The sequence below is a fragment of the Pseudomonas sp. 32A genome (assembly GCF_052682255.1).
Genome location: NZ_JBQYLY010000001.1, coordinates 4,737,068 through 4,759,942, shown reverse-complemented (window position 1 = coordinate 4,759,942; position 22,875 = coordinate 4,737,068). Strand labels below are relative to the sequence as shown.

At 61.5% G+C, this 22,875-nt stretch carries 24 protein-coding genes; 4 read left to right on the top strand and 20 right to left on the bottom strand.

Annotated elements, in window-relative coordinates:
- Nucleotides 1-2: 2 nt before the first annotated feature.
- The 5 genes from ccmE to ccmA all read right to left on the bottom strand — a co-directional run bounded on the left by ccmE (nucleotide 3) and on the right by ccmA (nucleotide 2,715).
- Nucleotides 3-458, bottom strand: a complete 456-nt coding sequence (gene ccmE / locus ACUN0G_RS22040; protein ID WP_008434786.1) for a cytochrome c maturation protein CcmE — start codon at nucleotides 456-458, stop codon at nucleotides 3-5.
- Nucleotides 455-631 carry a heme exporter protein CcmD gene (ccmD, locus tag ACUN0G_RS22035; RefSeq protein ID WP_008434788.1) on the bottom strand — a complete coding sequence of 59 codons (177 nt, stop codon included), beginning with the start codon at nucleotides 629-631 and terminating at the stop codon, nucleotides 455-457. Before ccmD ends, ccmE begins: the two co-directional genes overlap by 4 nt.
- A complete protein-coding gene (locus ACUN0G_RS22030) occupies nucleotides 628-1,383 on the bottom strand; it encodes a heme ABC transporter permease (RefSeq protein WP_003210634.1) in 756 nt (251 codons plus the stop codon). The genes ccmD and ACUN0G_RS22030 overlap by 4 nt, the downstream gene beginning before the upstream one ends.
- An 85-nt stretch (nucleotides 1,384-1,468) precedes the next feature.
- A complete protein-coding gene (ccmB, locus tag ACUN0G_RS22025; protein WP_093207517.1) occupies nucleotides 1,469-2,137 on the bottom strand; it encodes a heme exporter protein CcmB in 669 nt (222 codons plus the stop codon).
- Entirely contained in the window at nucleotides 2,134-2,715 is a 582-nt protein-coding gene (gene ccmA, locus ACUN0G_RS22020; RefSeq protein WP_003210636.1) for a cytochrome c biogenesis heme-transporting ATPase CcmA, read from the bottom strand. The genes ccmB and ccmA overlap by 4 nt, the downstream gene beginning before the upstream one ends.
- Nucleotides 2,716-2,967: 252 nt before the next feature.
- Here ccmA and fliK point away from each other — a divergent pair, with 252 nt between their 5' ends.
- From fliK to ACUN0G_RS22005, 3 genes are all read left to right on the top strand, one after another.
- Nucleotides 2,968-4,551: a flagellar hook-length control protein FliK gene (gene fliK, locus ACUN0G_RS22015; protein ID WP_445574260.1), complete on the top strand. Its 1,584-nt coding sequence runs from the start codon at nucleotides 2,968-2,970 to the stop codon at nucleotides 4,549-4,551.
- Nucleotides 4,548-4,877, top strand: a complete 330-nt coding sequence (locus ACUN0G_RS22010; RefSeq protein ID WP_003210638.1) for an EscU/YscU/HrcU family type III secretion system export apparatus switch protein — start codon at nucleotides 4,548-4,550, stop codon at nucleotides 4,875-4,877. Before fliK ends, ACUN0G_RS22010 begins: the two co-directional genes overlap by 4 nt.
- Nucleotides 4,878-5,105: 228 nt before the next feature.
- Nucleotides 5,106-6,269 (top strand): hypothetical protein, encoded by a 1,164-nt coding sequence (locus ACUN0G_RS22005; protein ID WP_258347148.1) that lies wholly within the window; start codon nucleotides 5,106-5,108, stop codon nucleotides 6,267-6,269.
- A gap of 33 nt (nucleotides 6,270-6,302) precedes the next feature.
- On the opposite strand, the gene ACUN0G_RS22000 is transcribed toward ACUN0G_RS22005, so the two are convergent.
- The 14 genes from ACUN0G_RS22000 to flhA form a co-directional block, all read right to left on the bottom strand.
- On the bottom strand, nucleotides 6,303-6,698 hold the full coding sequence (locus ACUN0G_RS22000; RefSeq protein ID WP_076015167.1) for a DUF2802 domain-containing protein: 396 nt from the start codon (nucleotides 6,696-6,698) through the stop codon (nucleotides 6,303-6,305).
- Nucleotides 6,699-7,184 (bottom strand): chemotaxis protein CheW, encoded by a 486-nt coding sequence (locus ACUN0G_RS21995; RefSeq protein WP_003210641.1) that lies wholly within the window; start codon nucleotides 7,182-7,184, stop codon nucleotides 6,699-6,701. It abuts the gene before it with no gap.
- Between the two features lie 73 nt (nucleotides 7,185-7,257).
- Complete coding sequence (locus ACUN0G_RS21990; RefSeq protein ID WP_258347149.1) at nucleotides 7,258-8,052, bottom strand: CheW domain-containing protein; 795 nt, start codon at nucleotides 8,050-8,052, stop codon at nucleotides 7,258-7,260.
- A 142-nt stretch (nucleotides 8,053-8,194) separates the two neighbouring features.
- The gene (locus ACUN0G_RS21985) at nucleotides 8,195-8,983 is read right to left on the bottom strand and encodes a ParA family protein (protein ID WP_076015165.1); all 789 of its coding nucleotides are present in this window, start codon (nucleotides 8,981-8,983) and stop codon (nucleotides 8,195-8,197) included.
- A gap of 51 nt (nucleotides 8,984-9,034) precedes the next feature.
- Complete coding sequence (gene motD, locus ACUN0G_RS21980) at nucleotides 9,035-9,922, bottom strand: flagellar motor protein MotD (RefSeq protein ID WP_003210644.1); 888 nt, start codon at nucleotides 9,920-9,922, stop codon at nucleotides 9,035-9,037.
- A 142-nt stretch (nucleotides 9,923-10,064) separates the two neighbouring features.
- Nucleotides 10,065-10,805: a flagellar motor protein gene (locus ACUN0G_RS21975; RefSeq protein WP_010166125.1), complete on the bottom strand. Its 741-nt coding sequence runs from the start codon at nucleotides 10,803-10,805 to the stop codon at nucleotides 10,065-10,067.
- Entirely contained in the window at nucleotides 10,805-11,926 is a 1,122-nt protein-coding gene (locus tag ACUN0G_RS21970; protein ID WP_258347150.1) for a protein-glutamate methylesterase/protein-glutamine glutaminase, read from the bottom strand. Before ACUN0G_RS21970 ends, ACUN0G_RS21975 begins: the two co-directional genes overlap by 1 nt.
- Nucleotides 11,927-11,975: 49 nt before the next feature.
- Nucleotides 11,976-14,207 carry a chemotaxis protein CheA gene (locus ACUN0G_RS21965; protein ID WP_445574259.1) on the bottom strand — a complete coding sequence of 744 codons (2,232 nt, stop codon included), beginning with the start codon at nucleotides 14,205-14,207 and terminating at the stop codon, nucleotides 11,976-11,978.
- An 11-nt stretch (nucleotides 14,208-14,218) separates the two neighbouring features.
- On the bottom strand, nucleotides 14,219-15,007 hold the full coding sequence (locus ACUN0G_RS21960) for a protein phosphatase CheZ (protein WP_017477471.1): 789 nt from the start codon (nucleotides 15,005-15,007) through the stop codon (nucleotides 14,219-14,221).
- Nucleotides 15,008-15,025: 18 nt separating this feature from the next.
- On the bottom strand, nucleotides 15,026-15,400 hold the full coding sequence (locus ACUN0G_RS21955; protein ID WP_005790040.1) for a chemotaxis response regulator CheY: 375 nt from the start codon (nucleotides 15,398-15,400) through the stop codon (nucleotides 15,026-15,028).
- 170 nt (nucleotides 15,401-15,570) lie between these two features.
- Nucleotides 15,571-16,311, bottom strand: a complete 741-nt coding sequence (gene fliA / locus ACUN0G_RS21950) for an RNA polymerase sigma factor FliA (protein ID WP_003214541.1) — start codon at nucleotides 16,309-16,311, stop codon at nucleotides 15,571-15,573.
- The gene (gene fleN, locus ACUN0G_RS21945) at nucleotides 16,308-17,141 is read right to left on the bottom strand and encodes a flagellar synthesis regulator FleN (RefSeq protein WP_003192912.1); all 834 of its coding nucleotides are present in this window, start codon (nucleotides 17,139-17,141) and stop codon (nucleotides 16,308-16,310) included. The genes fliA and fleN overlap by 4 nt, the downstream gene beginning before the upstream one ends.
- 105 nt (nucleotides 17,142-17,246) lie before the next feature.
- A complete protein-coding gene (gene flhF, locus ACUN0G_RS21940) occupies nucleotides 17,247-18,563 on the bottom strand; it encodes a flagellar biosynthesis protein FlhF (protein WP_017477470.1) in 1,317 nt (438 codons plus the stop codon).
- Between the two features lie 11 nt (nucleotides 18,564-18,574).
- A complete protein-coding gene (gene flhA / locus ACUN0G_RS21935) occupies nucleotides 18,575-20,689 on the bottom strand; it encodes a flagellar biosynthesis protein FlhA (RefSeq protein WP_375378941.1) in 2,115 nt (704 codons plus the stop codon).
- 608 nt (nucleotides 20,690-21,297) lie between these two features.
- On the opposite strand from flhA, the gene ACUN0G_RS21930 reads away from it, so the two are divergent.
- Nucleotides 21,298-21,570: a DUF6124 family protein gene (locus ACUN0G_RS21930; RefSeq protein WP_445574258.1), complete on the top strand. Its 273-nt coding sequence runs from the start codon at nucleotides 21,298-21,300 to the stop codon at nucleotides 21,568-21,570.
- A gap of 167 nt (nucleotides 21,571-21,737) precedes the next feature.
- Here ACUN0G_RS21930 and flhB read toward each other — a convergent pair whose 3' ends face one another.
- Nucleotides 21,738-22,874, bottom strand: a complete 1,137-nt coding sequence (flhB, locus tag ACUN0G_RS21925) for a flagellar biosynthesis protein FlhB (RefSeq protein ID WP_258347156.1) — start codon at nucleotides 22,872-22,874, stop codon at nucleotides 21,738-21,740.
- Nucleotide 22,875 lies beyond the last annotated feature (1 nt).

Below are 22,875 nucleotides of genomic sequence, written 5' to 3'. Positions count from 1 at the left end.
ACTTAGCCCTCCTTGGCGGGGGTCGGGGCGGATTGGCCGCTGTCTTTGAGGGCCTTGGTGACTTCCGGCGGCATGTATTTTTCATCGTGCTTGGCCAGCACTTCGTCGGCCACTACCACGCCGTCGGCGTTGAGCTTGCCGAGGGCGACGATGCCCTGCCCTTCGCGGAACAGGTCCGGGAGGATGCCGCGGTAGGTGATGGTCACGGATTTGTTGAAGTCGGTGACGATGAATTTCACGTCCAGGGAGTCGCCGGAACGTTGCAGCGAGCCCTTCTCGACCATGCCACCGGCGCGGATTCGCGTGTCCAGCGGCGCTTCGCCGTTGGCGATCTGGGTCGGGGTGTAGAACAGGTTGATGTTCTCCCGCAGGGCGCTCAGGGCCAGGGTCACGGCAATGCCGACACCGGCCATGATGGCCAGGATGATCAACAGACGCTTTCTACGCAGCGGATTCACTTTTCGGTCTCCCGGCGCAAACGACGCGCCTCTTGTTGCAGGTAACGCTTGCGGGCCAGGATCGGCGCGGCGACGTTGAGGGCCAGCACCGCCAGGCAGATGCCATAGGCCGTCCAGACATACAGGGCGTGATGGCCCATGGCGAGAAAATCACTGAAAGAGTTGAAGCTCATCCACGGGCTCCCAGGCTGTTTTGCACTTCGGCCTTGACCCAACTGGTGCGGGCTTCACGCTTGAGCACTTCGAGGCGCATGCGCAGCAGCAGCACGGCGCCAAAGAAGCAGTAGAACCCCAGCACCATCAGCAGCAGCGGCGCCCACATTTCCACGGGCATTGCCGGCTTTTCGGTGAGGGTGAAGGTGGCGCCCTGGTGCAGGGTGTTCCACCACTCCACCGAGTATTTGATGATCGGGATGTTGATCACACCGACAATCGCCAGCACCGCGCAGGCCTTGGCGGCGCTGTCGCGGTTGCTGATGGCGTTGCCCAGGGCGATCAGGCCGAAATACAGGAACAGCAGGATCAGCATCGAGGTGAGGCGCGCGTCCCAGACCCACCACGAACCCCAGGTCGGCTTGCCCCAGATCGCGCCGGTGACCAGCGCCACGGCGGTCATCCAGGCACCGATGGGCGCGGCGCATTGCAGGGCGACGTCCGCCAGCTTCATCTTCCACACCAGGCCGACGATGCCGCACACCGCCAGCATCACGTAGCAGGACTGGGCCAGCATCGCGGCAGGCACGTGGATGTAGATGATGCGAAAGCTGTTGCCTTGCTGATAGTCCGGCGGCGCGAAGGCCAGGCCCCAGACCAGGCCGATGCCGATCAGCAATACCGCGGCGATGCTCAACCACGGCAGCAGTTTGCCACTGATGCCGTAAAACCATTTGGGCGAGCCGAGCTTGTGAAACCAGGTCCAGTTCATGCTGTTTCCATCACGGTTGCTTCCCGTCGTTGCGAGAAGCTTAGGGTCTTTACTGGTTAAGGTTCTATCGCTTAACCAGACCTCATTATTCGCCGACGCTGATCTTCAGGCCAGCCGCTATAGCAAAGGGTGTCAGGGTTACCGCCAGGGCGGCCAGGCTGCCAAGCCACAGGAGGTAACCGGTCGCCGGCATGCCCTGGAGCGCGGCTTGCAAAGCACCGCTGCCCAGGATCAACACCGGGATATACAAAGGCAAAATCAGCAGGGCCAACAACAGGCCGCCGCGTTTCAAACCGACCGTCAGCGCCGCACCCACGGCGCCCAGTAGACTGAGTACCGGCGTGCCAAGCAACAAGGAAAGGAGCAACACCGGCAGGCACTCGGTGGGCAATCCCAGCATCATCGCCAGCAACGGCGCGAGCAATACCAGCGCCAGGCCGGAAAACACCCAGTGTGCCAGTACCTTGGCCAATACCAGAAGTGGCAGGGGGTGCGACGAAAGGACCCACTGCTCAAGGGAACCATCTTCAAAATCACTGCGAAACAGCCCGTCCAGCGAGAGCAGGACCGACAAAAGCGCCGCCACCCAGACCAGTCCCGGAGACAAGGTTTGCAACAGTTTAGTCTCGGGGCCCACCGCCAACGGGAACAGCGCGATCACAATTGCGAAGAACACCAGCGGGTTGGCCAGTTCGGCCGGACGGCGACAGAGTAACCGCGCTTCGCGGGCGACCAACAGGGCAAAAACACTCATACCGCCCACCGGCCCAGGTCCAGGTCGCGGTAACCGGCGGGCATGCGCGTCAACGTGTGGTGGGTGGTCAGAACCACCATGCCGCCCTGCTCGCAGTGCGCGGCCAGGTGTTCTTCCAGCTGGGCGACGCCTTGTTTGTCGAGGGCGGTGAAAGGTTCGTCGAGAATCCACAACGGCGGGCCGTCCAGATACAAACGGGCCAGCGCCACGCGGCGCTGCTGGCCGGCGGACAGGGTGTGGCAGGGAACGTCTTCGAAACCTTTCAGGCCAACGGCGGCGAGGGCCTGCCAGATCGCCTCGCGGCTTGCGGGATGATGCAGGGCGCTGAGCCAGCTGAGGTTTTCTTCGGCGGTGAGCACATCCTTGATCCCGGCCGCGTGGCCGATCCAGATCAGGTTGCGCGCCAGCTCGGTGCGTTGCTCGTGCAATGGTTTGCCATTGAGCCGCACTTCCCCCGCCGTCGGCTGCATCAGGCCGGCCAGCAGGCGCAACAGGCTGGTCTTGCCGCTGCCGTTGGGGCCGCTGACCTGCACCATGTCGCCGCCCGCCAGACGCAGTTCGAGGTGTTCGAACAGCATCCGCAGGTCACGTTCACAGGCGAGCGCTACGGCTTCTAGAAGAGGGCTGGTCAAGAGATCGCGGGCCTTTACGGTTCAAGTCGGCGGTGGAACGGCCGTTAAAGAGATGCACATTAACTGCTTTGGCGACCGTTTTTAGAGAGCTGGATCAATCAGTTGTGTTGTTTTTAACGCTCTCTTTGAAGACGGGCGGCATTATACATGTGATGCCCTACTCTAAAGAGGGCAATTTCCCTTGAGACGGCGCGCACGATGACCGGTGAGATCAATCTTCCCACGCTTCCCCCGACGCTGCCGGCCGGGCCTGCGCCCGCGCCTGCGACGGGGGAGTTGCTGAAACTGCTGGAGCCGCAGACCGGCCTGATTGACCCCGGAAAAACCGTGAATGCCGAGGTGCTGGCGCTGAAACAAGGCGGCGATGCCTTTCAGTTGCTGCTCAAGCTGACCCTGGAAGGCGGCCGGCAAACCCTGGTGCAGGCCAGCAGCAGCCAGCCGCTGCCGTTGGGCGCCCAGGTGGAAGTCAGCCAGACGTCGTCGGGCAACTTGTCCATCAGCCTTCAGCAGGCGTTGAGTTCCAGCGTGGCCGCGCTGACACGCATCGACACCGCCCAATTGCCGGTGGGCACGCTGCTGCAAGGCAAGGTGTTGACCACCCAGGCGCTGCCCCAGGGCGCCAACCAGCCGGTGGTGTATCGCTCGCTGGTGTCGGTGCTCAATAACGTCCTCAGCGGCGCGACCCTGACCGTCGAAAGCCCGCAGCCGCTGCGCATCGGCAGCCTGCTCAGCGCCGTGGTGCAAAGTGCCCAGACCTTGAGCTTTGTACCTCTGAGCGGGCGCCAGGACCAACTGGTCGTGGCCCAGCAACTCTCCACCCAACAAAGCCGCCAGGGTTCGCTGGACGTGGTGTTCACCGCGCTGCAAAGCCTGCCGGCGACCAGCAGCGACAGCACCTCGGTCGATTTGCGTGCCGCCGCCGAGCGATTGCTGGCGAGCCTGCCCGACCTGGCCCAAGCCAGTAATCCGAAGGTACTGGCGCAGCTGATCCAGAACAGCGGCACATTCCTCGAAGCCAAGCTGCTCGCCGGGCAAAACCCGCAGATACCGCCGCTGGACATGAAAGGCGCCCTGCTGCGCTTCGTCGCCGACCTGCTGCCGGCCCTGCCCGCCAACACCAATCTCAATGCGATCCTGGCGTCCAACACCCTGGCGCAACTGTTGCCCAGCTTCGTGCGCAGCCCGTTGGGCACCCTCGGCCAGGTCGGCGCCCGCCAAGCGCCCGCAGGCTTTCCGCTGCCGGATCGGCTGATGCAACGCCTGGAAGGTGAGAGCGACCTGGAAAACCTGCTGCGCCTGGCCGCCGGCGCGATTTCCCGCTTGCAAAGCCATCAGCTGTCGAGCCTGGAACAAACCGGCACCACCGCCGATGGCAAGCTCTTGACCACCTGGCAGTTGGAAATCCCGATGCGTACCTTGCAGGACATCGTGCCGTTGCAGGTCAAGTTCCAGCGTGAAGAACCCGCCCCCGACAAGGATCAGCCGGAACGCAAGGACACCAAGGACCCCAAGCAAATGCTCTGGCGCGTGGAGATGGCCCTCGACATGGAGCCCCTGGGCCCGTTGCAGGTCCAGGCGCAACTGAGCCAGGGCAAACTGTCGAGCCAGCTGTGGGCGACCCGTCCGTTCACCGCCAGCCTGATCGAAAGCCACTTGGGCAGCCTGCGCGAGCGCCTGGTGTCGTCGGGGCTCAACGTCGGCGACCTGGACTGCCACCTCGGCACCCCGCCGCGCGGCCCGAAAACCGGACTGGAACAACGCTGGGTGGATGAAACCGCATGAAAAACCCCAACCCACCGCGCCAGGCCATTGCCCTCAAATACGACGGGCAACAAGCACCGACCCTGACAGCCAAGGGCGACGACGCCCTGGCCGAAGCCATCCTCAAGCTGGCCCGGGAAAACGAAGTGCCGATCTACGAAAATGCCGAACTGGTCAAATTACTGGCGCGCATGGAGTTGGGCGATAGCATCCCGGAAGAGCTGTACCGCACCGTCGCCGAAATCATCGCGTTTGCCTGGACGTTGAAGGGCAAGTTCCCGGTGGGATATGACCCGGATGCAGGGCCGGTGGAGCGGGATGTGACGGAAAGAGGCGACGATTATTAAAGTGGGCGCGGGCTGATCGTTCCCACGCTCTGCGTGGGAACGCCGCCTAGGACGCTCCGCGTCCAACTGGCGCTGCAACGTTCAAGTCTTGCGCGGTGGTGACGCGGAGCGTCACGGGATGCATTCCCACCCAGAGCGTGGGAATGATCAGTTGCAGCGGGTGGTGTATAGCAATTATATCTTTCAAGGTATAGATTATCCCGAACTCGATAGTTCAGGATAAAACCCATGAGCCCTACCCGCCCGATCCTCAGTCGAAAGCTACTCGCCGAAGCGCTCGCCCGTGATTTGGCGGGCGAGTCATTTGCCGATTACAGCTCCGGGATGTTCCTCGCGGCCCCTCGTCGTACGGGCAAGAGTACGTTCCTGCGCAACGACCTCATTCCCGAATGCAAGGCCCGAGGCTGGCTGCCGGTGTACGTGGACCTCTGGATGAACCGCGAAATCGACCCCGCCGAGCTGATCTCCGGTGCCATCGGCAAAGCCCTGGGCGAGTTCGAAAGCGCGGTGAGCAAGGCGGCCAAGAAAGCTGGTATCGAGAAGATCAGCCTGCTGCGCACCTTGAGTTGGGATTTCACCAAGCCTCAATTGCCCGCCGGCACCACGCTTACCCATGCGCTGGACGTGCTGCATCAGGTCTCGGGGCAAATGATCGTGCTGATCGTCGACGAAGCCCAGCACGCCCTCAACAGCGAGGGTGGCGTGAACGCAATGTTCGCCCTCAAGGCTGCACGAGACCATCTCAACGGCAGCAGCACCACAGATGGCCTGCGCCTGGTATTCACCGGGTCCAGCCGGGACAAACTGGCCAACCTGGTCCTCAAGAGCAAACAACCGTTTTTCGGCGCCCACATCACGCCATTCCCGTTGCTGAGCCGCGACTTTGTGGAGTTCGTGACGGACCTGTGGAATCAGCGCCTGGCCGCGACCAACCAGTTCAACCTTGAGGATATGGACTACGCGTTCCAGCTCGTCGGCCGTCGCCCGGAAATGCTCAACAAACTGTTGACCGAAGTGAGCGTGGGTCTTGGCGAGGCCAGCAACCTTGGCGAGTTGCTGAGGACCGGAGCACTCAATCACCAGGCCGGAATCTGGAGTGACTACGAGAGCGCCTACAACGACCTGTCACCCTTGCAACAAGCGGTGCTGGAAGTGATGGGCGAACGAACCCTGAGCAAGCAAGCGTTCTCGCCGTTTGCGGAAAAAACCTTCCAGGATGTGAACCGCAAGCTGGAGCAGGCCCAGGTCGAGCCGAATGCGAGCACGCCAAACGTTCAGAAAGCGCTGGAAGTACTGCGGGAGAAGGAGTTGGTCTGGAAAGCCAACCGTGGTGAATATGCGCTCGAAGACTCGACCATGGCCGAATGGCTGAGCAACCGGCACCAGCTATAAGCGGCAAGCCAACCCGCTTGCCGCTCGTAGCCGTCAACTGTCCTTGTGCAACCGGCTCATCAACTGCGCTTCAGCCTGGGTCAACCCACAGGACTGGGTCAACTCATCCACCGTTGCGCCCATGCCCACCAGCTTCGCCGCCTGGGCGAATGACAGGCTCGACGGGTCACGCTGCTCCAGTGCCGACAGCTTGTCCGGCAACGGCGCCAGCACCGAACGCAACTCGTGCACTTCATCCCCTACACGCACCGCGCTCTGCTGGAAGTGGTCGACGCGCTTGACCAGTTCCAGGATGCGCCGGTCGCGCACGGCGTCGCGCTCGGCCTGTTGCATGGCCAATTCCCGTTGCTGGCGCACGTAGCGCAGCAGGAAGCCCAAGGTCCCGGCCCACAAGATGGCCAGGACGATCACCGCTACCTCAAGGAACAATCAGATATTCTCCAGATCCTGCCATTCTTCTTCGCTCATCATCTTGTCCAGCTCAACCAGAATCAGCAGCTCGCCGTTCTTGTTGCAGACACCCTGGATGAACTTGGCCGACTCTTCGTTGCCGACGTTCGGCGCGGTCTCGACTTCAGATTGGCGCAGGTAAACCACTTCCGCCACGCTGTCGACCATGATCCCGACCACTTGCTTGTCGGCTTCGATGATCACGATGCGGGTGTTGTCGTTGACTTCGGTCGGCACCAGGCCAAAACGCTGGCGAGTGTCGATCACGGTCACCACGTTGCCGCGCAGGTTGATGATGCCCAGCACGTAGCTTGGGGCACCCGGCACCGGAGCGATTTCGGTGTAGCGCAGCACTTCCTGCACGCGCATCACGTTGATGCCGTAGGACTCGTTGTCCAGCTTGAAGGTGACCCATTGCAGGATTGGATCATCCACCAGACCTTGTGCGGACACTGACTTGTTCATACTCCAGACCCCTTCAAATACCGTTGGTTACGGTGTGTGTTCTTGGGCAGCGCCGTAGCGCTGCTGCTTGTTATCAAGTGCGTTTGTTGAGCGGCATCGCTTTTACCGCGCCGCTGGCAATCAACTCCGCCAGTTCGGCGACGTCCAGCAATGCGCACATGTGTTCGATCACAGTGCCCGCCAGCCATGGCCGCTGGCCCCGGTGGCTGCGCCATTTGATTTCGTTCGGGTCCAGGCGCAATGAGCGACTGACCTGATGCACTGCCAGCCCCCACTCGTAGCCCTGGACCGAAATAACGTATTGCAGGCCCTGGCGGAAATCATCCCGATAGCGGTCGGGCATCACCCAACGCGCGGTGTCCAATACCTTCAAGTTGCCCTGCTGGCTCGGCAGGATCCCGAGGAACCATTCCGGCTGGCCGAACAGCGGCGTCAACTCCTGGCCTTCCAGGGAGTAGATCGAGCCCAGGCACACCAGCGGCACCGCCAGGGTCAGCCCGGCGACGTCGAACAGCAAACATTCGAACGGCTCGGCGGCCCACGCCGGCCGACCATCGCCCTGTACCGGCGGCGGGGTAATGCTCGGCGGGAGGTGAACCTCAACCACCGGCGCGATCACCACAGGCGCAACTGGCTCCGGCACAGCCACCGGTTCCGGCACCGCTACGGGAACCACCAACGCATCACGGGCCTGCTCTTCCAGGACCGCCAGTTGAAACTCGTCCAGGGCCGCGGGTGTTGGCTCGATGACTTCATCGAGGATCAGAATCGGCTCCGGCATTTCCTCGGTCGCTTCCTGGAGCAAGGCGTCCAGGTAGGACTCCAGCGCCAGTTGCGGCCGGGTCTTGAAATCAACGGGACGGTTCATCTGTATGCCCACGCGCAAGCCCCACCAACCCTGTACTCAAAGGTTATCGGCCTGTAAGTGTCCGGACTTGAATCGAGAGCCGGTTTTGTCGCGAAAACTGCGGCGTCTGCATCGCTGGCAAGCCAGGCTCCTACAATGATCATCACGCCACCTGCGCCACAAGTTGCTGGGACAACAGGTGCTTGAGCAACGCCCGATACGCCAGCACGCCACGGCTCTTGCCGTCGAATTGCGAAGGCGTCAGCCCTGCCCGGCTCGCATCCCGCAGGCGCGTGTCCACCGGGATGTAGCCTTGCCAGATAGTGTCTGGATAAGCGTCGCGCAATACCCGCAAGGTGCCGAGAGACGCCTGGGTACGGCGGTCAAACAGGGTCGGCACGATGCTGAACGGCAACGCCTGTTTGCGCGAGCGGTTGATCATCGCCAGGGTGCTGACCATGCGTTCCAGGCCTTTGACGGCCAGGTGCTCGGTCTGCACCGGAATCACCAGCTGTTGGCTGGCGGCCAGGGCGTTGACCATCAGCACACCCAGCAACGGCGGGCTGTCGATGATCGCGTAGTCGAAGTCCTGCCAGAGCTGCGCCAGGGTCTTGGCAATCACCAGGCCCAGGCCGCTCTGCCCCGGCGACTGGCGCTCAAGGGTGGCCAGGGCGGTGCTCGACGGCAGCAACGAGATCTTTTCATTGCTGGTAGGCAGCATCAGCTGGCCCGGCAAATCCGCCGGCACACTGCCCTTGTGCAGGAACAGGTCGTAGCAACTGTGCTCCAGGGCATCCGGGTCGTAGCCGAAATAGCTGGTCATGGAGCCGTGGGGGTCCAGGTCGACCACGACCACACGCTTGCCGGCCTCGGCCAGCAAGCCGGCCAAGGCGATGGACGTGGTGGTTTTACCGACACCACCCTTTTGATTGGCAACTGCCCAGACTCTCATTCGGATTGTTCCTCCCGGCAGGCACAGGCTCGACCGAGAAATGGCATAGGGTTATAGAGCCGGTGACGGAGAATTGACGGCACTCCCGCGAACCGGCGCCTTTACGGGCGCTGGTGCAGTTTGTGTGCCAGCCCGCTTCAACGCGGCATCCGGTGTTGCATTGGCGGTGCCGGTACCGGTCAGGCTGCGGCGCACATCCAGGTTGCGCGACACCACCAGCACCACCCGACGGTTACGGGCACGGCCTTCCGCCGTGGCGTTATTGGCCACCGGCTGGAACTCGCCATACCCCACCGACGCCAGGCGCCCGGGGTTCACACCCTGCATCGCCAGCATCCGCACAATACTCGCCGCGCGGGCCGAAGACAGCTCCCAGTTGGTCGGATACTGCGCCGTGCTGATCGGCAGGTTATCGGTGAACCCTTCAACGTGGACCGGGTTTTCAAACGGCTTCAGGATCGCCGCCACCTTGTCGATGATGGTGAACGCCTGGTCGCTGGGCATCGCATCGGCGCTGGCGAACAGCAGGCTGGAATTCAGCTCGATTTCCACCCACAACTCATTGCCGCGCACGGTCATCTGGTTGGAGCTGATCAGGTCGCCAAAGGCTGCACTGATGTTATCGGCGATGCTTTTCAGCGGGTCACTGGTGCCACCGATACCGGCGGCGGTTTCATCGCTGTCGTTGACCAGCGGCTTGGCCGGGGTCACGGTCTTGGGGCGTTCTTCGCCGATGGGAATCGGCTTGAGGGCGCGGTCAGCGTCGTTGAACACGCCGATCAGCGCCTGGGAAATGACTTTGTACTTGCCTTCGTTGATCGAGGAAATGGAGTACATCACCACAAAAAACGCGAACAACAGCGTAATGAAGTCGGCGTAGGACACCAGCCAGCGTTCATGGTTGACGTGTTCTTCAGGCTCGCGGCGGCGACGGCTCACAGGCGATTACCTCCGCAAAACAAATCAACTGTAGGAGCGAGCTTGCTCGCGAAAAACCCAAGAGCAACGCGTTCCTCCAGGAAGCCCGCGGTATCGTTGACGATTTTCGCGAGCAAGCTCGCTCCTACACGGTTCATGTACATCAATCCATGAAGCCCTGGAGCTTCAATTCGATGGAGCGCGGGTTTTCACCCTCGGCAATCGAGAGGATGCCTTCCAGCAACATCTCGCGATAACGCGACTGGCGCATGGCGATCGACTTGAGCTTGCTGGCCACCGGCAACAACACCAGGTTGGCACTGGCCACGCCGTAGATGGTGGCGACGAACGCCACGGCGATCCCGCTGCCCAGTTGCGACGGATCGGCCAGGTTGCCCATCACGTGGATCAAGCCCATCACCGCACCGATGATGCCGATGGTCGGCGCGTAGCCGCCCATGCTTTCAAAGACTTTGGCGGCGTTGATGTCGCGGCTTTCCTGGGTGTAGAAATCCACTTCCAGGATGCTGCGAATCGCTTCCGGCTCGGCGCCGTCCACCAGCAATTGCAAGCCTTTGCGCGCGTAGCTGTCGGGCTCGGCATCGGCCACGCCTTCCAGGCCCAGCAGGCCTTCCTTGCGCGCCGTGAGGCTCCAGTTGACCACCCGGTCGATGCCGCCCGGCAAGTCGACACGTGGCGGGAAGATGATCCAGATCAGGATCTGCATCGCGCGTTTGAACGAACTCATGGGCGACTGCAGCAGGGCTGCGCCCACGGTGCCGCCGATCACAATCAACGCTGCCGGGCCGTTGGCCAGGGCACCCAGGTGGCCGCCTTCGAGGTAGTTGCCGCCGATAATCGCGACAAACGCCATGATGATGCCAATCAGGCTCAATACATCCATTACAGGCAGGCCTCCACCAGGTGCTTGCCGATGTCGTCGAGGCTGTAGACGGCGTCGGCCAGGTCGGCTTTGACGATGGCCATGGGCATGCCATAGATCACGCAGCTGGCTTCATCCTGGGCCCAGATCGCGCTGCCGCCCTGCTTGAGCAGGCGTGCGCCTTCGCGGCCGTCGGCGCCCATGCCGGTCAACACCACCGCCAGAACTTTGTCGCCGTAGGACTTGGCCGCTGAACCGAAGGTGATATCCACACACGGTTTGTAGTTCAGGCGCTCGTCACCCGGCAGGATTTTGATCGCACCACGGCCATCGACCATCATCTGCTTGCCGCCAGGGGCCAGCAGCGCGAGGCCCGGGCGCAGGATGTCGCCATCCTCGGCTTCCTTGACGCTGATGCGGCACAGCTTGTCCAGGCGCTCGGCGAAGGCCTTGGTGAACGCGGCCGGCATGTGCTGGATCAACACGATCGGCGCCGGGAAGTTGGCCGGCAACTGGGTCAACACCCGCTGCAAGGCAACCGGGCCGCCGGTGGAGGTACCGATGGCCACCAGCTTGTAGGCTTTGCGCTTGGGTGCTGGCGAATGCGCGGTGGGCGCAGCCGTACGCACAGGCGCAGCGGCCGGGCGCGCAACCGGCGCAGGCGCCGGGCGACCAAAGGTGCTCGGGGCGGCCGGTGGCGGTGTAACAGGTGCCGGTGCCGGCGCACTGAACAGGCTGCGACGGTTACTGCGGGAGATGCTGTGCACCTTCTCGCAGAGCATCTGCTTGACCTTCTCGGGATTGCGCGAGATGTCTTCGAAATTTTTCGGCAGGAAGTCCACCGCGCCGGCGTCCAGCGCATCCAGGGTGACCCGGGCGCCTTCGTGGGTCAGCGAGGAGAACATCAACACCGGAGTCGGGCAGCGCTGCATGATGTGCCGCACCGCCGTGATGCCGTCCATCATCGGCATCTCGTAGTCCATGGTGATCACGTCTGGCTTGAGGGCCATGGCCTGATCGATCGCCTCTTTGCCGTTGGTGGCCGTGCCGACCACCTGGATATTGGAATCCGATGAAAGAATTTCCGAGACGCGGCGGCGGAAGAAACCTGAATCGTCCACCACCAGGACCTTGACTACCATAAACACTCCGTTAGGCCGGGCGAGGGACAACCGCCCTGCCCGGGCCGAATCAAATACGCCGTGCGGCGTAACGCTTGAGCATGCTCGGAACATCCAGAATCAGCGCGATCCGACCGTCACCGGTAATGGTCGCACCCGACATGCCCGGGGTTCCCTGCAGCATTTTGCCCAAAGGCTTGATGACCACTTCCTCCTGGCCCACCAGTTGATCGACCACAAAGCCGATACGCTGGGTGCCCACGGAAAGAATCACCACATGGCCTTCGCGCTGCTCTTCATGCTTGGCCGAAGCCACCAGCCAGCGCTTGAGGTAGAACAGTGGCAGCGCCTTGTCGCGCACGATCACCACTTCCTGGCCGTCCACCACGTTGGTGCGCGACAGGTCGAGGTGGAAGATTTCGTTGACGTTGACCAGCGGGAAGGCAAACGCCTGGTTGCCCAGCATCACCATCAGGGTCGGCATGATCGCCAGGGTCAACGGCACCTTGATGACGATCTTCGAGCCCTGGCCCTTGGTCGAGTAGATGTTGATCGAGCCGTTGAGCTGGCTGATCTTGGTCTTCACCACGTCCATGCCCACGCCACGGCCCGACACGTCGGAAATCTCGGTCTTGGTGGAGAAGCCCGGGGCGAAGATCAGGTTGTAGCACTCGGTGTCGGTGAGACGGTCGGCGGCGTCCTTGTCCATCACACCGCGCTTGACCGCGATGCCCCGCAGGATATTCGGGTCCATGCCTTTGCCGTCATCGGTGATCGACAGCAGGATATGGTCGCCTTCCTGTTCGGCCGCCAGGATCACTTTGCCCAGGCGGTTCTTGCCCGAGGCTTCACGTTCTTCCGGGGACTCGATGCCGTGGTCGACTGCGTTGCGCACCAAGTGGACCAGCGGGTCGGCCAGGGCCTCGACAAGGTTTTTGTCGAGGTCGGTTTCTTCACCCACCAGTTCCAGGTTGATCTCTTTCTTGAGCTGGCGTGCCAGGTCGCGAACCAGACGCGGGAAGCGGCCGAAGACTTTCTTGATCGGCTGCATCCGGGTCTTCATGACAGCGGTTTGCAGGTCGGCGGTGACCACGTCGAGGTTCGACACGGCCTTTTGCATGGCCTCATCGCCGCTGTTCAGGCCCAGGCGCACCAGGCGGTTACGCACCAGCACCAGTTCGCCGACCATGTTCATGATGTCGTCCAGGCGCGCGGTATCAACCCGCACGGTGGTTTCGGCTTCACTGGCCGGTTGCTTGTCTGCGGCCGGAGCAGCAGCGGCACGCGCAGGTGCTGGGGCCGGTGCAGGTTTGGCAGCCACTGGCGCAGCGGCCTTGGCGGCCACCGGGGCTGGCGTTGCCACCGCAGCGGCAGCTGTAGCAGCCGGTGCAGCAGCGCCGACCACTTCGGTGAACTTGCCCTTGCCGTGCAGTTCATCCAGCAGGGCTTCGAATTCGTGATCGGAGATCAGTCCATCGGCAGCCGGTGCAGCGGCAGCAGCAGCAGCGGGTGCTGCAGGGGTGGCAGCGGTTGCGGCGGTCGCGGCGACTTCCGGCAGTGCATCGGCAGCAAACGAGCCTTTGCCATGCAACTGGTCCAGCAGCGCTTCAAATTCGTCGTCGGTGATTTCGTTGCTGGCAGGCGCCGCGGCTTCCGTAGGCGCTGGCGCTGCGGCCACCGCGTCCGGGGCAAACTGGCCCTTGCCGTGCAACTGGTCGAGCAATGACTCGAACTCGGCGTCGGTGATGTCTTCAGTGGTCGGCACCATGGCCGGCGTACTGGCCGCCGGAGCCTCGGCTTCGGCCTTGACGGCGTTCAGCGAGTCCAGCAGTTGTTCAAATTCGCTGTCGGTCACGTCGCCCGCGGGCTCGGCGACAGGCTCAGCCACCGCTTCGACCACCGGCGCATTGGCCGCAGGTTCCGCCAGGCGCGCCAGGGCGGCCAGCAGTTCCGGAGTGGCGGCCGTGATCGGTGCACGTTCGCGCACTTCACTGAACATGCCGTTGACCGCGTCCAGCGCTTCCAGGATCACGTCCATCAGTTCCGAGTCGACGTGTCGCTCACCCTTGCGCAGGATGTCGAACACGTTCTCGGCGATGTGACAGCACTCCACCAGCTCGTGGAGCTGGAGGAAGCCGGCGCCCCCTTTTACAGTGTGAAAACCGCGAAAAATTGCATTGAGCAGGTTCGCATCATCCGGTCGGCTTTCCAGCTCGACCAGTTGTTCCGACAGTTGCTCTAAAATTTCGCCGGCCTCTACAAGGAAATCCTGAAGGATTTCTTCATCGGCGCCGAAGCTCATGGGTGTGCTCCTTAGAAGCCTAAACTGGACAGCAAATCGTCTACGTCGTCTTGCCCGGATACAACGTCTTCACGTTTATCGGCATGAATCTGCGGACCTTCACCCTTGGCGAGGTGTTTTTGTGGATCTTTTTCAGAAAGGATCGCTTCGCGGTCATGTTCGATGCCGGCAAACCGGTCAACTTGACCCGCCATCAACACCAGTTTGAGCAGGTTGCTCTCCACTTCGGTGACCAGTTGGGTCACGCGTTTGATCACCTGACCGGTGAGATCCTGGTAGTCCTGGGCCAGCAGAATGTCATTCAGGTTGCTGGAAACCGTACGGTTTTCCTGCTCGCTGCGGGACAAAAAGCCTTCAACCCGACGCGCCAGTTCACGAAACTCTTCAGCGCCCACTTCCCGACGCATGAACCGGCCCCAGTCAGTGCTCAGGGCCTTGGCTTCACTGGCCATACCGTTGACCAGAGGCGTGGCGTTTTCCACCAGGTCCATGGTGCGGTTGGCCGCCGCCTCAGTCAGCCTGACCACATAGGACAGGCGTTCGGTGGCATCCGTGATCTGCGAGATTTCTTCGGCCTGGGGCATGTGCGGGTCAATCTGAAAATTGACAATCGCACTGTGCAACTCACGCGTGAGCTTGCCCACTTCCTGGTACAGGCCGCGGTCACGGGTCTGGTTGAGCTCATGGATCAACTGCACCGCGTCACCGAAATGGCCTTTTTCAAGGCTTTCGACAAGTTGGTGAGCATGTTTTTTCAGGGTCGACTCAAAGTCGGCCTGCGATGATTCTTTATGCTCCATAGCTCCCCCGTGGCAGCATCAATGACCGATGCGTTCGAAGATCTTTTCGATCTTCTCTTTCAAGGCCAGTGCAGTGAATGGCTTGACCACGTAGCCGTTAACCCCGGCTTGGGCGGCTTCGATGATCTGTTCACGCTTGGCTTCAGCGGTCACCATCAGCACAGGCAGGCTGCGCAGTTTTTCATCAGCGCGCACGTGGCGCAGCAGATCGATACCGGTCATGCCCGGCATGTTCCAGTCTGTTACCAGAAAGTCGATGCTCCCGCTGTTGAGGATCGGAATCGCCGTAATGCCGTCATCCGCCTCGACCGTGTTAGTGAACCCAAGGTCACGCAACAGGTTTTTTATGATCCGCCGCATCGTTGAGAAGTCATCAACGATGAGGATTTTCATGTTCTTGTCCAATTCGACCTCCAAGCAGTCTTAAACGCGCCCAGCACCTGGGCGCGCCATATCAATCAACAGGCGTTACACAAAAAGGACTACCGGGGGCGCACCACGGGCCAAGCCCGTCCGGGCGCAGAGCCCGGACGGTATCGTTCGCAGTGTCCCCACACTGCCTGTCAGCGCGCTCGCCACTCTCCCAAACGCCCCCGCAAGCGGGCCGCGCACTGGCTGTGTAACTGGCTGACTCGCGATTCGCTGACCCCCAGGACCTCACCGATTTCCTTGAGGTTCAGCTCTTCGTCGTAGTACAGCGCCAACACCAGTCGCTCACGCTCCGGCAAATTGGCAATCGCGTCCGCCAGCGCACGCTGGAAGCGTTCATCTTCCAGATCGCGTGACGGTTCGAGATGAGCACTCGCGCCGTCCTCGTGCAGCCCTTCATGTTCGCCGTCCTGCAAAAGGTCGTCGAAACTGAACAGGCGGCTGCCCAAGGTGTCGTTCAAAATCCCGTAATAATCGTCGAGACTCAATTGGAGTTCGGCCGCAACTTCGTGATCTTTAGCGTCGCGACCGGTTTTTGCTTCAATTGAGCGAATCGCGTCACTCACCATCCGCGTATTGCGGTGTACCGAACGCGGCGCCCAATCACCTTTACGCACTTCATCGAGCATGGCTCCACGGATACGAATCCCCGCGTAGGTCTCGAAACTCGCGCCCTTGCTCGCGTCGTATTTGGTCGACACTTCGAGCAAGCCGATCATCCCGGCCTGGATCAAGTCTTCGACCTGGACACTGGCGGGCAAGCGCGCCAGCAAGTGATAGGCAATGCGCTTGACCAGGGGCGCATAGCGCTCGATCAATTCGACCTGACTGTCACGTGCCGACTTCTTGTAAAGGTTGTAGCCGCTGGCTGTCATAGCACCGGTCCTGCGCTCGTCTGATGCACCAATCGCTCGACGAAAAACTCCAGATGCCCCCGAGGGTTGGCGGGCAACGGCCAGGTATCGACCTTCTGGGCAATAGCCTTGAACGCCAATGCGCACTTCGAACGAGGGAACGCTTCATAGACCGCACGCTGCTTTTGCACGGCCTTGCGTACGCACTCGTCGTAGGGAACTGCACCAACGTATTGTAAGGCGACATCGAGGAAGCGATCTGTGACCTTGGTCAACTTGGCGAACAGATTGCGCCCTTCCTGTGGGCTTTGGGCCATGTTGGCCAGCACGCGGAAGCGGTTCATGCCGTAGTCGCGGTTGAGCAGCTTGATCAGGGCGTAGGCGTCGGTGATCGAGGTCGGTTCATCGCACACCACCAGCAATACTTCCTGAGCTGCGCGCACGAAGCTGACCACGGATTCGCCGATCCCGGCGGCGGTGTCGATCACCAGCACGTCGAGGTTGTCGCCGATGTCGCTGAACGCCTGAATCAGGCCGGCATGCTGCGCCGGGCTCAGGTGCACCATGCTCTGGGTGCCGGAAGCGGCCGGCACGATGCGAATCCCGCCAGGGCCTTGCAACAGTACGTCGCGCAGCTCACAGCGGCCTTCGATCACATCGGCCAGGGTATGTTTGGGCGTCAGTCCCAGCAGAACGTCAACGTTCGCCAGACCCAGGTCAGCATCCAGCAGCATGACGCGACGGCCAAGCTCTGCCAGAGCCAGGGACAAATTCACTGACACGTTAGTTTTCCCGACGCCACCTTTGCCGCCGGTCACCGCGATCACCTGTACGGGATGCATGCTGCCCATTTTATTTCTTTACCTTGTCTTGCTTAGACGCAGGCTACATAAGTTGGCCGCGTGAACTGCTGGCAGGCCATCGATGTAGATACTTTGCAATGTGTTCATACTGCCTCAGCCGACACGCTTGTTCGGGCTGTGGTAGAGGTCAGCAAACATGTCAGCCATCGCTTCCTCACTCGGTTCTTCCTGCATTTGCACGCTGACAGCCCGGCTGACCAACTGATGACGGCGCGGCAGATGTAAATCATCCGGGATCCGCGGCCCATCGGTCAGGTAAGCAACCGGTAATTCATGACTGATGGCCAGGCTCAATACTTCGCCCAGGCTCGCCGTCTCATCCAGTTTAGTCAGGATGCAGCCCGCCAGCCCACAGCGCTTGTAGCTGTGATAGGCGGCGGTCAATACCTGCTTCTGGCTGGTAGTGGCCAGTACCAAATAGTTTCGGGATTTGATCCCGCGCCCCGCCAGGCTTTCCAGCTGCATGCGCAGGGCCGGGTCGCTGGCTTGCAGGCCGGCGGTGTCAATCAGCACTACGCGCTTGCGCAGCAGCGGGTCGAGGGCGTTGGCCAGGGACTGGCCCGGGTCGACGTGGGTCACCGGCACATTGAGGATGCGGCCCAGGGTCTTGAGTTGCTCCTGGGCGCCAATGCGGTAGCTGTCCATGCTCACCAGCGCGATGTTCTGTGCGCCGTACTTGAGCACGTAACGTGCGGCCAGCTTGGCCAGGGTGGTGGTCTTGCCCATGCCGGCAGGGCCGACCATGGCAATCACGCCGCCTTCTTCCAGGGGTTCGATTTCCGGGGTGACGATCATCCGCGCCAGGTGAGCCAGGAGCATGCGCCAGGCCTGGCGAGGTTCTTCAATTTGCGTGGTCAGCTGCAGCAGGTCGCGGGACAACGGGCCAGACAGGCCGATGCGTTGCAGGCGACGCCACAGGTTGGCCTGTTGCGGCTGGCTGCCCTGCAACTGGTTCCAGGCCAGCGAGCCCAACTGCACTTCCAGCAGTTCACGCAGGCCGTTGAGTTCGAAACGCATCGAGTCGAATACCCGCTGGTCTACCGCTGCCGCCGGGGCGGGCGCAGCAGGACGCGGCGGTTCAACAAAAGTCGGCTCTACCAGAGGCTCGGACGCCGTCAGCGGCAACCCGGCAAACAGCTGGCGATTGGTGGAGGCGTCGCTGTCGCCACGCATGCTCAGTTCAGCCTGGGCCGAGACAATGCGCGAAGCGGTCTTGCGCAGCTCGTCTTCCAGTTCCATGTTCGGCACACGCGGCGCCAGGGCCGAGGGCTTGTAATCCAGGGCAGCCGTCAGCTCGACACCGCCGGCAATACGACGGTTACCGATAATCGCAGCGTCGGCGCCCAACTCATCACGTACCAGTTTCATGGCCTGACGCATATCGGCGGCGAAAAAACGCTTCACTTGCATATCCCACTACCTCAGCCGTTGGGCCCTACTGTCGCGACGATAGTCACTTGCTTATTGTCAGGAATTTCCTGGTAAGCCAATACATGCAAATTCGGTATAGCCAGGCGTCCAAACCGCGACAACATCGCCCGGACGGGGCCAGCCACCAGCAGGATCACCGGATGGCCTTCCATTTCCTGGCGCTGCGCGGCTTCAATCAACGAACGCTGCAGCTTCTCAGCCATGCTTGGCTCCAGCAACACGCCTTCATCAGCGCCCTGCCCAGCCTTCTGAATACTATTGAGCAATATTTGTTCCAACCTTGGTTCCAAGGTGATCACAGGCAGCTCGGAGTCAAGCCCTACAATGCTTTGGACGATTGCACGCGACAATCCGACGCGCACCGCAGCCACCAGAGCGGCAGTATCTTGACTCTTGGCGGCATTGTTGGCGATAGCTTCGGCAATGCTGCGAATGTCCCGTACCGGCACCTGCTCGGCCAACAGCGCCTGCAGCACCTTGAGCAGTTGCGAAGTAGACAGCACGCCCGGCACCAGCTCTTCGGCCAGCTTTGGCGAGGCTTTGGCCAGCAATTGCAAGAGTTGCTGGACTTCTTCGTGGCCAATCAGCTCGTGGGAGTGCTTGTACAGAATCTGGTTGAGGTGCGTCGCGACCACGGTGCTGGCGTCTACCACGGTGTAGCCGAGCGACTGCGCCTGGCTGCGCTGACTGATTTCGATCCAGACCGCTTCCAGGCCAAAAGCCGGATCTTTGGCGGTAATCCCGTTGAGGGTACCGAACACCTGGCCCGGGTTGATCGCCAGTTCGCGGTCCGGGTAGATCTCGGCTTCGGCCAGGATCACCCCCATCAGGGTCAAGCGGTAGGCGCTGGGCGCCAGGTCGAGGTTGTCGCGGATGTGCACGGTAGGCATCAGGAAGCCCAGGTCCTGGGACAGCTTCTTGCGCACACCCTTGATCCGCGCCAGCAATTGGCCGCCCTGGTTGCGATCCACCAGGGGAATCAGGCGGTAGCCGACTTCCAGGCCGATCATGTCGATCGGGGTCACGTCGTCCCAGCCCAACTCCTTGGTTTCCTGGGCCCGGGCCGGGGATGGCAGCAGTTCCTGCTGGCGTGCCACTTCCTGTTGGGCAATCACTTTGATGTTGTTTTGCTTTTTCCAGAACAGGTAGGCACCACCGGCGGCCATGGCGGCCATGCTCAGGAACGAGACGTGAGGCATGCCCGGCACAATGCCCATGATGGCCATGATGCCCGCCGCCACGGCCAGCGCCTTGGGCGAGGCAAACATCTGCCGGCTGATCTGCTTGCCCATGTCTTCGGAGCCCGAAGCACGGGTCACCATGATCGCCGCTGCTGTAGATAACAACAGTGATGGCAATTGCGCCACTAAACCGTCACCGATGGTCAGCAGGGCGTAAACCTTGCCGGCGTCGCCGAAGGTCATGCCGTGCTGGAAGATGCCGACTGCCATGCCGCCGATCAGGTTGATAAACAGAATCAACAGGCCGGCGATGGCGTCACCGCGCACGAATTTGCTGGCACCGTCCATGGAACCGTAGAACTCGGCTTCCTGGGCGACTTCAAGACGACGGGATTTGGCCTGGTTCTGATCGATGAGTCCGGCGTTGAGGTCGGCGTCGATGGCCATCTGTTTGCCGGGCATCGCGTCGAGGGTGAAACGTGCGCTCACCTCGGAAATCCGCCCGGCGCCCTTGGTCACTACCACGAAGTTGATGATCATCAAGATCGCAAAAACCACGATACCGACCACGTAGTTACCGCCGATCACCACCTCACCGAAGGCCTGGATCACCTTGCCCGCGGCGGCGTGGCCGTCCTGGCCGTGGAGCATCACCACCCGGGTGGAGGCCACGTTAAGCGCCAGCCGCAGCAGCGTGGCGATCAGCAGAATCGTCGGGAATACCGCAAAATCCAGCGGCCGCAGGGCGTACACACACACCAGCAGCACGACCACGGACAGCGCGATGTTGAAAGTGAAGAACACGTCCAGCAGGAACGGCGGCATTGGCAACATCATCATTGCCAGCATCACCAGCAACAACAACGGCACACCCAGATTGCCTCGCGAGAGGTCAGTCAGGGTGCCACGGGCCGTGCTGAGCATTTGAGAACGATCCACCGGTATTCCTCGTTTCCTTGAAGCAAACTTTTGACGCCGGGAGGCGTCCTGGAGGCGGTATTGCAAGAAGCCTTCCAACTTTTGCTTGAGGGAGCAGATCGGTCTCACGGACAGCGAAGGGCTAGCGCCGCACACACATCACCTGTGGCGAGGGAGCTTGCTCCCGTTGGGCTGCGCAGCAGCCCCGGAACGGCTGACGCGTTTTTGCCTGAATAACCGCGATAGCTTCATTGGGGTGCTTCGCACCCCAGCGGGAGCAAGCTCCCTCGCCACACAAGCTCGTTCGCGGGAGATGACTAAACGTCCGACAGGTATTTAGGGTTGCTGGTGGGAAAGTCGATCTCTAGTCTTCGGGCACCGCTGCAAACGCAGCGGGCGGGCGTCGCGGCCCGAGTGAATTCAGGCGCAAAGCGCCATTGTCCGCTTTCAGTTGACGCCTTTTTATCGTCTACTGTGCGGCGCCATGGTGGCTGTGCGCGGGATACCTTCGGGTATGCCGGTTTCCTGATCCCGGTCCGCGAACCTGCGTACAGCTACCACCCCATCGCGTCGCGGCGATAAGTGGCAGCTCCACTTAATTCAGGAGCTTCACCATGATTAAACCCACACCAAACCCTCCACTCGCTTCGGAAACCAACAACGCCCCCGCCGTGCTACTCAGCGTCATCGACGGCATCAGTACCGAAGACCTGCTGGTCAACCTCACCGAAACACTGGCTTCAGCCCATGCGCTGACCTGCGACTTTGCCTTTGAGCTGGAAGGATCGCGACGGGAAGGCGCGCTGGGGATTGCACAGTTAATCGAGGTGGGGCGGTTGCTGGCTGATCGGGTGCTGGATGACATAGCGCCCTTGCCGGCGACTTAAACGTTGCCATAGGCAATTGCGGGAACGCTCAGGAGATTTTTGTTGCCTGGGCGGACGCCATCGCGGGCAAGCCCGGCTCCCACAGTTGACCGAGTTGGCCGGGAGAATGCGATCAAATGTGGGAGCCGGGCTTGCCCGCGACGAGGCCAGGAGAGGCGCTACAACACTCAGGAATCCCGACGCAAATCCGGCGGAATCGGCAGGTCTTTGAGCGGATCCGGACGCTTGCCCTTGCCCGCGCGGTACTGGCGGATCTGATACACGTACGCCAACACCTGCGCCACCGCCAGGTACAGCCCGGCCGGAATCTCCTGGTCCAGGTCGGTGGAGTAAAAGATCGACCGCGCCAACTCCGGCGATTCCAGCAGCAGGATGTCGTTGGCCACGGCAATCTCACGGATTTTCAACGCGGTGAAATCACTGCCCTTGGCCAGCAACATAGGCGCTCCACCCTTCTCCGGGTCGTACTTGAGCGCCACGGCATAGTGAGTCGGGTTGGTGATAACCACGTCGGCGTCGGGAACGGCAGCCATCATCTTGCGCTGGGACATCTCGCGCTGCAGCTGGCGAATCCGCTGTTTGACCTCGGGCCGGCCTTCCTGGTCCTTGTGTTCGTCGCGCACTTCCTGCTTGGTCATCAGCAGTTTCTTGTGGCTTTCCCACAGCTGGATCGGCGCATCCACCGCAGCAATGATGATCAACCCACACGCCATCCACAGCGAACTCCAGCCCACCACTTGCACGCTGTGGATGATCGCCAGTTCGATCGGCTCGTGGGCGATACGCAGCAGGTCGTCGATGTCGGACGACAACACCGTCAACGCCACAAACAGGATCAGGATGAACTTGGCCAAGGCCTTGAGCAGTTCCACCAGGGCCTTGGTGGAAAACATCCGCTTGAGCCCAGGGCCCGGGTTCATCCGGCTGAACTTGGGCGCCATGCTGCCGGCGGCAAACAGCCAGCCACCGAGGGAAATCGGGCCGATCAGTGCGGCCAGCAGCAAGGTAATCAGGATCGGCTGCACCGCCAGGATCGCGATCTTGCCGGAGTGCAGCAGGTACAAGCCCATGGCGCCCGGACTGAGCAGCACCTCACGGGGCAGGGAGAAATTCAGGCGCATCAACTCCATCAGGTCCAGGGCCAGGCCACCGCCGTAGATCAGCAGGGCACCGGAGCCGGCGAGCATGATGGCCAGGGTGTTGAGCTCTTTGGAGCGGGCAATCTCGCCCTTTTCCCGGGAGTCCTTTTTACGTTTCTCCGTGGGGTCTTCTGTTTTGTCCTGGCCACTCTCGCTCTCGGCCATG